The 15200-nt window shown below is 52.6% G+C and carries 11 protein-coding genes; all 11 read right to left on the bottom strand.

What is annotated here, in order from left to right; genetic code table 11:
* Positions 1–25: 25 nt before the first annotated feature.
* Positions 26–769: a 3-keto-disaccharide hydrolase gene (locus OO017_RS07380; RefSeq protein ID WP_266051820.1), complete on the bottom strand. Its 744-nt coding sequence runs from the start codon at positions 767–769 to the stop codon at positions 26–28.
* Positions 770–775: 6 nt separating this feature from the next.
* On the bottom strand, positions 776–1276 hold the full coding sequence (locus OO017_RS07375) for a c-type cytochrome (RefSeq protein ID WP_266051819.1): 501 nt from the start codon (positions 1274–1276) through the stop codon (positions 776–778).
* A gap of 32 nt (positions 1277–1308) precedes the next feature.
* On the bottom strand, positions 1309–2364 hold the full coding sequence (locus tag OO017_RS07370; protein ID WP_266051818.1) for a sugar phosphate isomerase/epimerase family protein: 1056 nt from the start codon (positions 2362–2364) through the stop codon (positions 1309–1311).
* Between the two features lie 5 nt (positions 2365–2369).
* Positions 2370–3527, bottom strand: coding sequence for a Gfo/Idh/MocA family protein (locus OO017_RS07365; RefSeq protein WP_266051817.1), 1158 nt, complete (start codon positions 3525–3527; stop codon positions 2370–2372).
* A 230-nt stretch (positions 3528–3757) separates the two neighbouring features.
* Entirely contained in the window at positions 3758–4321 is a 564-nt protein-coding gene (locus tag OO017_RS07360; RefSeq protein ID WP_266051816.1) for a gluconate 2-dehydrogenase subunit 3 family protein, read from the bottom strand.
* Between the two features lie 64 nt (positions 4322–4385).
* A complete protein-coding gene (locus OO017_RS07355; RefSeq protein ID WP_266051815.1) occupies positions 4386–5852 on the bottom strand; it encodes a Gfo/Idh/MocA family protein in 1467 nt (488 codons plus the stop codon).
* A 140-nt stretch (positions 5853–5992) separates the two neighbouring features.
* A complete protein-coding gene (locus OO017_RS07350) occupies positions 5993–7672 on the bottom strand; it encodes a GMC oxidoreductase (RefSeq protein WP_266051814.1) in 1680 nt (559 codons plus the stop codon).
* 405 nt (positions 7673–8077) lie between these two features.
* On the bottom strand, positions 8078–8857 hold the full coding sequence (locus OO017_RS07345) for a hypothetical protein (RefSeq protein WP_266051813.1): 780 nt from the start codon (positions 8855–8857) through the stop codon (positions 8078–8080).
* A gap of 327 nt (positions 8858–9184) precedes the next feature.
* Entirely contained in the window at positions 9185–11416 is a 2232-nt protein-coding gene (locus OO017_RS07340) for a GH92 family glycosyl hydrolase (protein ID WP_266051812.1), read from the bottom strand.
* A gap of 273 nt (positions 11417–11689) precedes the next feature.
* Positions 11690–12916 carry an aldose epimerase family protein gene (locus tag OO017_RS07335; RefSeq protein WP_439651300.1) on the bottom strand — a complete coding sequence of 409 codons (1227 nt, stop codon included), beginning with the start codon at positions 12914–12916 and terminating at the stop codon, positions 11690–11692.
* Between the two features lie 376 nt (positions 12917–13292).
* The gene (locus OO017_RS07330; RefSeq protein ID WP_266051810.1) at positions 13293–15164 is read right to left on the bottom strand and encodes a glycoside hydrolase family 2 protein; all 1872 of its coding nucleotides are present in this window, start codon (positions 15162–15164) and stop codon (positions 13293–13295) included.
* Between the last annotated feature and the right edge of the window lie 36 nt (positions 15165–15200).

Here is a 15200-nt window from a genome sequence, read left to right as displayed (position 1 = left end):
ATTAAGGATGAGATTTTTATGAGGCTTATAATCGTTTGATGCGGATGTTGCGGTACCACACGTTATCGCCGTGGTCTTGTATCGCGATCTTACCGGAGCGGAAGGTGCCCCAGTTCTCCATGTCGGCAAACTTGCTGCCTGCCACCATCTGGCGCCAGTTGTCATCCCACAGGGTTGTCTCCAGCACTTTCTCTCCGTTCAGGTGAAAAACAAGTTGGCCGTTATCGCTGATGATCTCCGCTTTGTTCCACTCTCCCGCTGGCTTCACGGTTTCAGGGCTGCTGGCAATCAGGTCGTAAAGGTCGCCTGCGCGGTGCTTCTCGATCTTCGCATCCGGGTGCCCGTTGTTATCCAGTACCTGCATTTCCAGGCCTGTGTTCCAGGTGTAATCATACTTAGCGGTATCCTCCTTCACATAGAAGATAATGCCGCTGTTGCCGTTCTCGGCTACTTTCCACTCCAGTTCCAGGTGGAAGTCCTCAAACTCCTCCTCCGTCACAATGTCGCCGCCGTCGCTTGTCTGCCAGTCCTTTTTATTAGAGGCATCCAGGTGCAGGGCTCCGTCGTCTATCACCCAGGCTCTGCCAACAGAGTCTTTGCCATAGGTGTGCCAGCCGTTGGTGGTTTTGCCGTCGAAAAGTGAGATCCACTCTCCTTCAGCTTCTACCTGCTGGTTCTGATCGTTTTCTGCCATTGTGTTTTCCGATTCAGTTGACTGGCAGCCTGCCAAAGTGAGTATGGCCAGGGCTGCAATGTAGTTTTTCAGCATGTGCGGTTATTTATTTAGCGATAAGATATAACGGGCCATTTCCTTGGCATCCTCTTTTTCAATGGTAGGGTGCGGCGTCATGGGCACCTGGCCCCATACTCCGGCGCCACCCTTAATAATTTTGTCTGCCAGGTAATCCACGTTCTTGTCGTTCATCTCATACTTTCCGGCAACCTCTACATAAGATGGGCCTACCAGCTTTTTCTCTTCCTGGTGGCAGGAAAGGCAATCGGAGGCTGCAATGAGCTTGGCCCCGTTTTCATAGTTGCCGCCTGCTGCAATTGCTCCGCCTTCCGTGCGGTCGTTCCCGATGTCCATTCTATTGGTATCAACTTCTGACTGTTTGGACGCAGCGCTTACCGCCGCCCCTGAGGTGGAGTCCATTTCTCCGTTAGCGCTGTAAGTTCCTTCTTCCGGCACGCTAGCCTCTTCTGCTGCATTATCAGAAGAGTTGCCGCAGGCTAGGGTAAAAGCCAGGCAGCCAAGTATGAGTAGATTCTTTTTCATAATTCAAAGTATGTGTTTGTATGGTGTTCTTCTTAAGATAAGCCTAGCAGCTCTTTGTTCTTGCTCTCATCCACTCCGGAAGCGGCAAAATCATCGAAGGCCCTTTCGGTTACCCGGATGATGTGGTTTTGGATGAACGGCGCACCTTCGCGGGCTCCATCCTCAGGGTGCTTCAGGGCGCACTCCCACTCCAGCACGGCCCAGCCTTTATAGTCATACTGCGTGAGCTTGCTGAAAACGCCGGTAAAGTCTACCTGCCCGTCGCCCAGGGAGCGGAAGCGGCCGGCGCGGTTTACCCAGCTCTGGTAGCCGCCGTACACGCCCTGCTTACCGGTAGGATTAAACTCGGCATCTTTCACATGGAACATTTTGATACGCTCGTGATAGTGGTCGATGAAAGACAGGTAATCCATCGCCTGAAGCACGAAGTGGGACGGATCGTAGAGCACACAGGCGCTCGGGTGCTGGTGCACCTCATCCAGGAACATCTCATAAGAAATGCCATCATGCAGGTCCTCCCCCGGGTGGAGTTCATAGCATAGGTCCACACCGTTTTCCTGAAACTCGTTCAGGATAGGCAACCAACGTTTCCCTAGCTCTTTAAAGCCAGTTTCTACCAGGCCGGCCGGACGCTGTGGCCACGGGTATACCATCGGCCATAGCAAGGCCCCGCTAAACGTGGCGCAGGCGTTCAGGCCCAGATTCTTAGAGGCTTTGGCCGCATACTTCAGTTGCTGCACAGCCCACTCGGTTCTGGCTTTAGCGTTGTTGCGGTATGCCTCCGGGGCAAAACCATCAAACAGGGCATCGTAGGTCGGGTGAACGGCCACCAACTGCCCCTGCAGGTGTGTGGAAAGCTCCGTGATCTGGATTCCGGCCTCTTTCACAATGCCGTTCACCTCATCGGCATAGGTCTTGCTCTCTGCGGCCTTCTGCAGGTCTATAAAGCGTGGGTCATGCGATGGAATCTGTATGCCTTTGTATCCCAGGTCTGCAGCCCATTTGCTGATATCTTTCAGGTTGTTGAACGGTGCCTGATCCTGTATAAACTGGGCAATAAATAGTGCGGGTCCTTTGATTGTATTCATAGTTTTTAGATGCTAAAGTTCGTCCATTTCTGGTCTGATTTGCCTGAGGCGATGACTTGTTCAATAAAAGCCATGCCGCGAACGCCTTCTTCCATACCCGGGTAGTCCAGCCACTCCGGCTGCGGCTCTTTGCCGGCAAGGTCTGCCTGAATGCAAAGGGCAAAGTTACGGTACAGGTTGGCAAAGGCCTCCAGGTAGCCTTCCGGGTGTCCGGCCGGGGTGCGGGAGTTATGCTGTGCGTAAGAGCTGACGTAGCCAGTGCCGGTGCGCCATACTTCTACAGGCTTATCCAGCCACTTCAGGAGCATGGTGTTTTCGTCGCTTTGCTGCCACTCTACACCGCCGTGCTCTCCGTACACGCGTATCTTTACGTTGTTCTCTTCGCCGGCTGCCACCTGGGTTGCTATCAGCACACCGCTGGCCCCGTTGTCAAACTTTAGCAGCACAGCACCGTCGTCGTCCAGTTGGCGGCCTTCCACCACAATGTTTATATCGGCACAGAGTTTTGTAACGGAAAGCCCGCTCACGTACTCCGCCAGGTTAAAGGCGTGGGTACCGATATCGCCCATGGCGCCGGCTATACCGCTTTGGTTCGGGTCGGTGCGCCAGGAGGCCTGCTTGTTGTCGCTGCCCTCCTCAAACCGGCTCAGCCAGCCCTGCGGGTACTCCACGTAAACTTTCCTGATTTTGCCGAGCTTACCGGAAGCCACCACTTGTCGGGCCTCTTTCACCATGGGGTAACCGGTATAAGTATGGGTAAGGCAGAAGCGCTTGCCAGAGGCCTCGGCCACTTTGCGCAGTTCCAGCGCTTCCTGCAAAGTAAAGGTCATGGGCTTATCCAGCACCACATGGAAGCCATTCTCCAGCGCAAGCTTGGCTGGCTCAAAGTGCACATGGTTCGGCGTAACGATACTGATGACCTGTACCCGCTGGTCTTCGGGCAACTGCAGCTCACGCTCAAATAATTCGTGGTAGGAGGTGTATACCCGCTCCGGCTTAAGCCCCAGCAGTTCTCCGCTCGCTTTCGATTTTTCAGGGTTACTACTAAAAGCGCCGCAGACAAGCTCATACTCTCCGTCCATTTGCAGCGCAATCCGGTGAACAGCGCCTATAAAGGCTCCCTGCCCGCCGCCAATCATACCTAAGCGTAGTTTTTTCGACATGCTCTAAAATAAGGTTCTACTCCTGAAGTGGAGTGGATGTAACATATAAACAAAGTATAAATACAGGCTTTTACGGCTGCATGTATACTTTGTCATACTTTGGTCTCCGCAATTTTGCGTACACATGCAGTGCCCGCTCCATTGCAGTGTGTTATACTTTATGTCAGGGTGGTTCTACTCATAGCATAACCCACCCCTAACCCCTCTGAGGAAGGAAATGTAGTTGAGGCTTAGGTGGCCCAGGCTCTGTCGCCTTTTTTGTAAGGCATGCAGCCATCGTAGCGGCCCGGGGTTTCCACGTAGCGCAAAGCTTGGGTGGCCCCTACCTCAGACGTGAAGAAACCGAATAGAGTAAGCTCCTTCATCATCCGGAAGTAGTGGTTCGGAGCTTCTGGGGCTTTCTCGGCCTGGTATTTCTTCTGCTCAGCATCCAGGGCAGTCAGCAGTTCTGTGCGCTGCTTCTGGTCCAGCTTCAGGAACTTCTTATCGAACTTCTCTTTGCTGGCTTCATCTATCTGGGTGATGCCTTTCATAAAGATGTCCTGATCTTCCTTGGTATAGCAGTCCTGTACCATCACGGCCATCAGGCTACCTACATCCGCAGCTTTGGCACCCGGTGTGCTGGTCTCGGGAAGTATGGTATCGCCCACCTCGTTCAGGAAAGCAACCTGATCCTGATCAAACAGGTCGTTTACCTTGTTTGGTTTGGAGGTGCAGGCCACTAACAGGTCGGCACTTACCAGGGCGCCACCCAAAATCCAGCTAACAGCTCCTAATGCTTCTCTTCTGTTCATATGTTATAGTTACAGCGATTTTGATCAATTAAAATTCAGCGAAAAAGCGGCAGTCAGAACAGGCTTATACGCCGAGTGTCCAGCCACTTCGGTAATCGCGCTTCACAAACTTGTTTACCTCGTCAAAATTAGTGACACGCATCTGGTTGTTGTCCCAGATCAGTTTTATGTCACGGCCCGGGTAGTCATAGCCTTTGCCATCTGCTTTCGGCACACGGATATCGATGCCACGGATAGCAAGGTTTGCCATGAGCAGCGCCTCTGTGAGCGGACCGGCAATCTCAAAAGGAGAGCTCACCTCTTTGTTGCCTGGGCCCGCAATGCATGCCTCCACCCACTGGTTATAGTGGCCGCCTGCGCTACCCGGCACGCGTGCTAATTTATACTTGTCTTTTACTTTAAAACTTGACGAGCGGCTTGTTGGCAGCAGCTGCGGGTTTTCGCCATAGCACCCTGCCATCATCTTGCCTTTTGTGCCAATAAACAGCGTACCGTTTTCCCCGTCGCCGAACACCTCGCCGGGTGCCAGTTCCTCCGGGCGTGCCGGCTGAATACCGCCATCCATCCAATGGAGCGTAACCTCGCCTTTGGTTTTATCTGTTTTAGGGAAAGTAAGGGTAACGTGGCTGGAGGGCGGACAGCTCTCCGGGAAGTAGCCCCGCTTAAACTCATCCACGTACACGCTGCCTACGCTGGCCTGCACATCCTGGGCATACTTCAGGTTGAGTACGCTAAAAGGCGCCTCCACAATGTGGCAGCCCATGTCACCTAATGCCCCTGTTCCGTAGTCCCACCAGCCGCGCCAGTTAAACGGCACGAGCTTGTCTACATAATCGGTATAGGGGGCTGTGCCGAGCCACAGATTCCAGTCCAGTTCTTTGGGTACTTCGGCCTTTGTTGCGGGCCAGGATATGCCCTGCGGCCACACTGGGCGGTTGGTCCAGCAGTACACTGTGTGCACATCGCCGATGGCGTTGGAGTCGTACCATTCCCGCATCTGCCGCACGCCATCGCCGGAGGAACCCTGGTTGCCCATCTGCGTTACCACCTTATAGCGTTTGGCAGCGTCGGTCAGCATGCGCGCCTCGTAAATATCGTGGGTCAGTGGCTTCTGCACATATACGTGCTTGCCCATCTGCATGGCCGCCATGGCCACCACCGCGTGGTTATGGTCCGGGGTGGATACGGTTACGGCATCAAAGTTTTGGGATTCCTTCTCAAAAAGCTCACGCCAGTCTTTGTAGTACTTTGCATTCGGGAAACTCGCCCGCGACTTTTCGGCTCTTCTATCGTCTACATCACACAGAAAACCGATTTCGGCCTTACCGCTCTTATAGACGCCTGCTATGTCGTTTCCACCCATCCCTCCTACACCAACACCTGCTACCACCAGTTTATCGCTGGGGGCTATGTAGCCTTTGCCCAGCACATGGCGTGGCACAATAAAAAAGCCCGCTGCGGCCAGCGCACCGACTTTCATGAAGTTCCTCCTGGAGCTGCCTAAAGAGGATTGACTTTCTTTTTCAGACATGGTTTGTTAAGGTAAGTTGGAACAATGGAAAGTATGGAAAAACACAGGATAACTAATGTATAGAGGGTCTACCTGTTGAGGTGTTATACTTTCTCCAGATATATCCTCTATACTTTTAGCCTTCTTGCAAGCATACCTGCTTAGATATTCTGTCGCTTCAGCTCTCCTACCGCATGGTCTACCGCTCTGGCGGTAAGCGCCATATACGTCAGCGATGGGTTCTGGCAACCGGCTGAGGTCATGGCCGCTCCGTCCGTAACATACACGTTCGGGGCATCCCACATCTGGTTATGTGCGTTCAGCACCGATGTTTTAGGGTCGCGGCCCATACGCGCTGTACCCATCTCATGAATACCCTGCCCCAGTGCATAGCCGGCATCGTAGGTGTTCACGTTCTTCAGGCCAGCGTTCTCCAGCATCTCCTTCGCATCCTCCATCATATCGATGCGCATCTTCTTCTCATTCTCCTTGATCTCGGCATCGATGGCTAGCACAGGCAAGCCCCACTTATCTTTCCTGTTCTTATCCAGGGTTACCTTGTTCTCATGGTATGGCAGGGTCTCGCCGAAGGCCGTAATACCCATGGTCCACTGCCCAGGCTCTGTCAGGGCGTCTTTAAACTCGCCACCTATACTTAGCTCTGCCAGCTCACGGCTCCAGCCTTCACGCCCTGCACTGCCCTGGTAGCCAAAGCCACGGATGTAATCGCGCTTGTCGCCGTTTATGTTCCTGAAGCGCGGTATGTAGATACCATTCGGACGACGGCCATACAAGTACTTATCCTCATACCCCTCAGCCACGCCGGAGGCACCCGCACGGAAGTGGTGGTCCATTAGGTTATGCCCCAATACGCCGCTGCTGCTGCCCAGGCCGCCATCCCAAACATCGGTGGCAGAGTTCATCAGCACCCAGGTAGTGTTTAGGGTAGAAGCGTTCAGGAAGACAACTTTGGCAAAGTACTCGTAGGTCTGGTTTGTCTCAGCGTCCAGCACCTCCACCCCTTTGGCGCGTTTAGTATCTTTGTCGTAAATCACTTTGGTAACGATAGAGAATGGGCGCAGGGTAAGGTTGCCTGTAGCCATAGCCGCCGGAAGCGTGGCCGACTGCGTACTGAAATACCCGCCGAACGGGCAGCCCAGCCAGCATTTGTTACGGTACTGGCAGTTCGTGCGGTTATGGTGCGGCTCTGTGATGTTGGCCACACGGCCAATGATCATATGGCGGTTATTATTGTAGTGTTCCTTCAGGCGTTTCGCCACGTCTTTCTCCACGCAGTTCATCTCCATCGGAGGCATAAAATCGCCGTCTGGCAGGTGCGGAATACCGTCTCTGGAACCGCTGATGCCGGCAAACTTCTCTACATGGCTATACCATGGCGCGAGGTCTTTGTAGCGGATAGGCCAGTCCACGGCGATACCCTCTTTGGCGTTTGCCTCAAAATCCAGGTCGGCGAGGCGGTAGCTTTGGCGGCCCCACATTAGAGAACGCCCTCCAACCTGGTAGCCACGGTACCAGTCGAAGCGCTTTATCTCCGTATAAGGACTTTCCTTTTCGTTCACCCAATACTCCAGGTTAGTTTCCTGCAGCGGGTAATCACGCTTCAGCACCGGGTAGTCCTCGATCATCTGCTGCGTTCTGCGCCCGCGGTGCGGAAAATCCCAAGGGTTCTTGGTAGCATTCACATAGTCCTTCACGTGCTCCACGTTTCGGCCACGCTCCAGCATAATTGTTTTCAATCCTTTTTCAGTAAGCTCCTTGGCTGCCCAGCCACCGGATATACCTGAGCCTACTACGATTGCATCATATACATTGTCCGCCATAAGAAAGGGTGAGATCTTAAACTTGAGTATTTAGTTATTAAATCAGACTGAAGCCATACTTGGTGCGCAAATACCCGAAAGCAAAAAATTAGCTTAAAGAGAATGGAGCCCACCTGCAGGTTTTGCAATTTCAGGAATCAATATATTTGAAAGTATGCAGAAAATCAAGTGAGTGCTCAGTTTTAAAAGCAAATCTTATAAAAGTATTTTCAAAAGAACAGCTAAAGGATGTTTATACATTAACTTTGGCTGCTATCCGCTCCCTGAAGCTATAAAAAATTTTGCTAAAAAGATTTAGCTCCGCTAAAGACAAAAGCCACTCTGAGCGAATCCAGAGTGGCTTTTGTCTTTAGCGGAGCATCCCCTCTTGCTGGGATACGCTTAACTATTGAGCTATTCTCTTATCTACAGCTGAAACAGGACGTTTACCTGCAGCACAGACTCGTTGATCCCCTCCAGACCTACCACATTGTGCCAGTAGCGCCACTCCGTACCCGCGAATACTTTGCCCGGCTTGCCACGGAGGTTACCCAGGTCCAGCAGCAGCTGCGGCTGTGTCAGGTATTGTGTAGTACCCGGGCCACGGTCGCCAATGAAATCCATGAAGCCACGAAAGCGCAGGTGCACTTTCTCGGAGGCTGGCAAAGGAATGTCCCAGCTCGGGGTAAACTGGTAGGTTCCCTCATATTCGGAGCCGTTTTGCTTATAGTAGAATGTTTCGAGCTGTAGCAGCCCCTGACCCGGCAGGCGGAACTTGAAGGCTGGCCCCAGCAGGTACACAAAAAAGTCCTCGTCGCCGCCGAACAGCACGTTAACACCGCCGCCCAACAGTACATCACTTATCGGCCCCAGCGCCACCTCGCTTTTGGTGGCACGGCTAAGGCTAAGCTTTGGGTACCACTCCGAATATAGCGACGGCCCCGCCAGAGTGACATCGTTGGAAAGATCCGCAAAACCAAAGTGCTCGAAAGCACCCGTCATGCCGAAATGCTCAAACGTGATGGTGACCAGATCATCTGATTGGTTCAGGTGCCTGCCGTAGAGCAGCTGAATGTTTGAGCCCCCCTCATATAAAACCTGAGAGAAAGCCTGCTTGTGCGGCGAAAAAAGCATGAGCATAAACAGCAGCGGCAGCAAATGTTTTTTAGCGGAGAATTTGACAGAATTGGTAAAAAGTGGGTGCATGTAACTGTGTGTATGGTGAAGAAATTGCTTACAAAAAAGCCAAAGAAAGCTCAGACCTCATGGGCCTCCAGGCGTAGGATGCATTTGGCTTCCGTTTCGACGCCGGAAGTTACCAAGAGTTTTTCTCTGTTTTTCTAAAAATTTCTCATCTATTCTATCAACAGCTAGGGGGCGGTTACAGGCTTGCTCTGAGAAGCCTGCCGGGCCATAACCTAAACTCAAACATACATGCAGAATAGCCAACCCACCAACAATATAATGGCCTCAGACAAGGTAACAGGTTAAAGTCAGAGGTCCAGGGCACCTATCGGCTTCAGACGGAGATCATTATTTATCAAAATGTTCATCCGGCACGGCCTGATCAGCTGTCTGTATGTTGATTTCACCTCCCTTGCGGAATAGGTCATGCGACACGAAATAACCTTCATGCTCTTTCCCGTCCACAAGAATTGTTTCTAAGGCTCTGCCAGCATTCGGCTTCTTTATCACCAGTTCCATTCCATTGCTCATTTTCCAGCGCACCTCATCAAATAGCGGCACGGTCACCAGGTACTCGTCGTCTGCCGGAGAATAAGGGTAGAGCCCCAGCGCGCTGAATACGTACCAGGAAGACATCTCCCCTGCATCATCCATGCCGCTCAGGGCAAGGCCGTGCTCCCCGATGCCATAGAGGTCGTTGAGAATTTTATCGATGATCTTCTGTGACTTTTCGGGCTTGCCGATGAAATGGTAGGCAAAGGGAGCCTCATGGTCGGGCTGGTTGCCGTGACAGTACTGGCCGATGAAGCTAGACACATTCCGAGCGATGTGATTTGGGTTCCAGGGCAAGGTGAAGAGCGAGTCCAACTTCGACTCGAAACCTTCTGCACCGCCGTACAGGGCCACCAGTCCCTGCATGTCATGCGGCGCGAAAAAGGACAGTTGCCAGGCATTGGCCTCGCGGTACATGTACTCATAGTAAGGGTACTGCGGGTTGAAGTCCTTTATCCATTCGCCATTCTCCAGCCTGCCCCGCATAAACCTCGTCTTCGGGTCAAACATGTTGCGGTAGTTCTGGGACCGTTGCATCAGGACGCGGTAGTTGGCCGTATCACCCAGTGCCCTGCCCAGTTGGGCCAGTGAATAATCATCATAAGCATACTCCAGCGTCTTGGAAACGCCTGCCTTTGCCTTCGTCTCCACATGCGGGTTGTCAATATGTGGCTCAGAGATATACCCTTTCTTAATATACTCCTTGGCGTGCGGACGGCTGCCGCCATCTTGGTTGGCGCTCTTGAGCAGCAGTTTGTAAGCCCCCTCCACGTCAAAGCCGTCTATGCCCCTAAGGTATGAGCCGGTGATAAATGCAGCCGCATGATCGCCGTGAAAGAAGGTGGGTATGTAACCTGTTTTATCGCCAATATCCTTCAGCGACTTGATCACATCCTCTGTAACCTTAGGTGAAATGATGCTAAGCAACACCAGCTTATTGCGGTAAGTATCCCACAAGGAGGGAATGGTATAATAACTAAAATCCGCCTTCACCACATTCCGGCTTGCATCCGTGTACTCCCCGTTCACATCGCTACGCAGGGCAGGCCAGAGAAAAGCCCGGTACAGCGAAGTATAAAACAGCTGCCTCTGTTTCTCGCTACCACCCTTCACCTCTATTTTCGATAGCAGGTTTTCCCATGTCTGGTTGGCCTCACTCCTTACCTGGGCAAACGTCTTTCCTGCCATTTCGCTTTCCAGATTCTGCCTGGCATTTTCGGCACTCACAAAAGAAAGCCCTATTTTCATCTCTACTGTTTTGCCACCACCATCTTTAAGGTGCAGGATCGCAAGCCCGCTCTTGGTGTTTTCGCCTCTCTTCTCCAGGCTTTCCAGCTCCCTGTTAAGCAGAGCATAGAAATAGATCCTGTCCCCTCCGATGTCCTGCACTCCCTGCACAGAAAAGTCATCTACCTGCTCTATGCTCCAGCTGTGCACCCTGTTGTTGGCCCTGGAGAGCTTAAAGACGATGCTGCGGTCTTTTGCCGTAGGATAGTGATATTGGTGATAGCCGCCCCGGAGCGTCGAAGTCAGGTTCGCCTGCACCTGGTAATCCTCCAGAACTACGCTATAGAACCCAGGCGAGGCGGCCTCTTTGTCATGAGAGAAGGTAGAGGAGAATTGCTCCTTGCCCTCGGTGCTACCTGACACCGGCAGCACCGGGACGTTGCACAGGTTCCAGTGCCCCTTGTTTGTATGCGTAAAGGCATGGATCACCGTATCCTCGTATTCGTAGCCTGCCCCCGAACCGAACTCGGTGATCGGGCTTAGCTGTACCATCGCATTGGGAAGCGAACTGCCCGGGTATACCAAGCCTGCCCACACCCGCCAGTCTTTGGGCGGGGTATAGCCAATTACCTGTGGGTCCAGCAGCGGGGCCGTGCCGATCAGTGTGTTGACCAAACGCGTGTGCTCGCTAAGATAAGCGCTGATTTCAGTGCCGCCACTGCGCCCCTGCTGATCTGTTTTAGTACAGGAAAAGACAGACAAGGCTGCTAACACACATAAAATACCCTTTAATTTTTTCATTCGTTATTTCTTTCAGTGCTTGCCTAAAATTATCCCCTCGTGTAAGATTGCGGCTTAGGCGAGGCTAACCATTACTTGGCAACCTTTTAAACTTTGGAAAAGGCTTGGCCTCTTGAAACCACCCTGTCAGCCATCTACGATACCTTCCTGAAAATAACACCGATGCCGGACGTAGATCTAGGCCCACGTTCTGCATCGGTGTCACATCCTTGTTAATGGCCGCCGGCAAGACCAGGCACTATGATATCATGCCTGAGCAAGAGCCTCACTTCCTTATCGTGACTGCTGCTCAGGTTGATCATTTTCTCTAGTAGAGAACTTATAAATAGTAGTAGACGCATAGGTCTCGCCCGGTTCTAATGTAGTGGATGGAAAATCTGGCTGGTTTGGTGAATCCGGGAAGTGCTGGGTTTCCAGGGCAAAGCCGTAGTGCCTGTTGTAGGTCTTGTTGCCACTGCCGGTGATTGTGCCGTCCAGGAAGTTGCCGGAGTAGAACTGAACGCCGGGCTCCGTGGTGAACACTTCCATCACGCGGCCGCTGTTTGGTTCGTACACAGTGGCCGCCTTCTTCATGGTGCCGTTCTCGCCGTTGAGCACGTAGTTATGATCGTAGCCACCACCTTCCACCTGCTTTACGCGCTCACCGATAGCATGTGGTCCGGTGAAGTCCATTACCGTACCCGCAACCTCCCGCAGTTCTCCTGTTGGGATAAGCGAAGCATTCACCACAGTATACCTGTCGGCATTTAGCGTGATCACATGGTCCAGCGCGTCACTAGCCTGTCCGGCAGCCAGATTGAAGTAGCTGTGGTTCGTCAGGTTCACTGGCGTCGCCTTGTCGGTGGTGGCGCTGTAGTCAATTTTAAGAGCGTTATCCTCAGTAAGCGTGTAGGTGACACTTGAGGTAAGCGTACCGGGGTATCCTTCCTCTCCGTCGGGGCTCACGTAAGTGAAGCGGACGGCGTTCTGATCAGGCAGCGGCTCGGCCCGCCACACTACTTTATCAAACCCCTTGGTGCCACCGTGCAGGTGGTTTTCGCCATTGTTGGTGGCCAGCCTGTACTTCTGCCCCTTCAGGGTAAAACGCCCTTTGGCAATACGGTTACCGTAGCGGCCCACAATGGCTCCGAAGTACGGACCGCTTTTCAGGTACTCCGGGCTTTGGTAGCCAGCCAAGCTGTCGAAGCCCAGCACCACGTTGCCCAGCTCGCCGTCGCGGTCGGGCGCGAGAATGGAGGTGACGGTGGCGCCGTAGTCAGTGATTTGGACTTGCATGCCCTTGGCATTGGTCAGAGTATAAAGCGTGGTCTCCTTGCCTTCTTTTGTCGTACCGAAGGGCACTTGCCTGATATCCATACCTTGCTGTTGGTCTTTTGTAGCGGTAAGCTCATTGGGCTCCTCGTTCCCTTCCGGATTAGAGCAGCCTGCAAGGCTACCGGCGCCAAGGCCTCCTGCCAGCGCTAATAGCACTAACCTTTTGTTTATTTTGCTTCTCTTCATATAGATGAAAATACATTAAGACATGGTCATGTATGTACAAGTTAAATTCACTAGAGAGCCCCCTGCGTTCAAGGCTATCCTAATTGTATAGCGACATTCGGCAGCCCCCTCCGGCACACAGGCTCTGTCCGCCTGACCGGCCCGCCGCATAGCAAGCCTAGTGTAAATTAATAGGCTAGGAAACTATGCCCTGGCAACATGCTTACAGACAGTGTTTTTTAAGGTTGAAGCGGCAACCCAACCCTTGACCTGTAGCAAGGGGACTAGGTTGCCGCCCTTCCACAACTAACCAATACACTCACAGTAAAGGCCTTTGAAAATAGGTACCTAACAGGCTACCCTTCCAGCTGTGATAGGCGTGCCTGCACAGCCTGTCTTATCTTGAGCTAGCAGCTTCCATCTCCACTAAAGTATTATTGTAGAGCTTCTCGTGTACTTCCCGGAGCTTTTCGGCAGGAACTTTTATCACTTTACGATCATAGGTCATCAGGCCATTGGTTTCGACCTCCACGTCGGTTGTCTGGGTGTAAATGGCTGCCGACAGGCCTTCCTCAATTAACCGCTCCAGCGTTTGGGTGAACTCTTTGTAGCGTTCGAAGAGCTCATCTGCATTCTTGAAGGTCTGATAGCCCCAGTTATCTTTCTGCTGCCAAGTATGACCTGGTACAGGCAAGCCCAGGCCTCCAAACTCTCCCAGCACAATGGCTTGCTTGGCGCCGAAAAGCTCTGGTCGGGGCATGGCCGGATCAGGATAGTTGTGCAGGTCAATGATATGCCCTACGGGATAGAAGTTTCCGCCGCTGGCACTGTTCACGAGGCGTGTAGGGTCATGCTGCATCGTCCAGTTGGTAATCTCCACGGTTTTAAACTGCCCCCAGGCTTCGTTGAACGGCACCCAAACCACAATGCTCGGGAAGTTGTACAGGTCATCCATGATCTCTGTCCACTCTTGGCGGAAGATGTTCTCCGATTCCCCGGTCCGGTCCTTCTCCGTGCCGCGCCCCGTTACCCCTGGGCGTGGCTCCCACCTGTTGCCCATATCGCCGCTAGGCATGTCCTGCCACACCAGCAGGCCTACTTTATCGCAGTGTGCATACCAAATAGCAGGCTCCACTTTCACGTGCTTGCGGATCATGTTAAAGCCCATCTCTTTTGTCTTTTCAATATCGAAAAGCAGGGCTTCTTCGGTAGGGGCTGTGTAAAGCCCATCCGGCCACCAACCCTGGTCCAGCGGGCCGTACTGGAACACAAACTTATTGTTAAGCATCATGCGCTGTGTGCCGTATGCGTCCGGAGCTATACTAATCTTGCGCATGGCAAAATAGCTGTCCACTTCGTCGAGTACTTTGCCTTCTCGCACCAAGGTCACACGCAGATCGTAGAGGTGCGGATTGCCCGGCCCCCAGAGCTTAGGGTTCTTAATCTCCAGGACGGCCTCTGCACCAGCGCTTACTTCCCGCTCAGCAACTTTTGTCTTACCGTCCCAGGCTGAAACCCTTAATCTATCGCCTGTCTGCTGGTTTGCTACCTCTGCTACTAAAGTAAGGGTCTGTTTATCAATATCCGGTGTATTCTTTGTCTCTGCGATATACGTCTGGGGCACCCCCTCTACCCACACCGTCTGCCATATACCTGTTACGGGCGTGTACCAGATACCCTCCGGCTTGTTGACTTGCTTGCCGCGCGGCTGCGGGCCCTCGTTTGTAGGATCCCACACCCTAATGGCGATCTCCTGATTACTGCCACGCTTCAGGGCAGTAGTGATGTCAAAGGAGAAAGGATCATAGCCCCCCTGGTGCGTGCCGACTTTCTTTCCGTTCACATATACCTGGCAAAGCCAGTCTACAGCGCCAAAGTGGAGCAACACACGATGTCGCCTGATTTTGGATGGGATGTTTACCGTTCTTTTATACCATAGCTCTTTGTCTTTTCCAACATTTTTCCCTACCCCTGAAAGGGCTGACTCGACAGGGTAAGGCACCAGGATTTTGCCTTCAAAGGCCGAAGGCAGGCTTTCCTGCTCAGACCTGGGGGTAATGGCATAGTCCCACAAGCCGTTTAGGTTCTGCCAGTTTTCCCGCACCAGCTGGGGGCGGGGATACGTCGGAAGTGGGTTAGATGGATCTACTTTCTCGGCCCATGGGGAAGTGATTTTCCCCTCAACAATACGCCATTCCTTATTCTGAGCATCCGCCGTGCTAAAGTTTAAAAGAAAAGTGGCTGTTAACAGAAGGTATACTTTTTTCATTTGTTTCCTCAATAATATAGTTGGTCTTATTCTGAT

The organism is Pontibacter anaerobius (genome assembly GCF_026241195.1).
Taxonomy (GTDB): domain Bacteria; phylum Bacteroidota; class Bacteroidia; order Cytophagales; family Hymenobacteraceae; genus Pontibacter; species Pontibacter anaerobius.
Note: the sequence above shows the minus strand (reverse complement) of the source record. Positions and strands in the feature narration are given on the sequence as shown.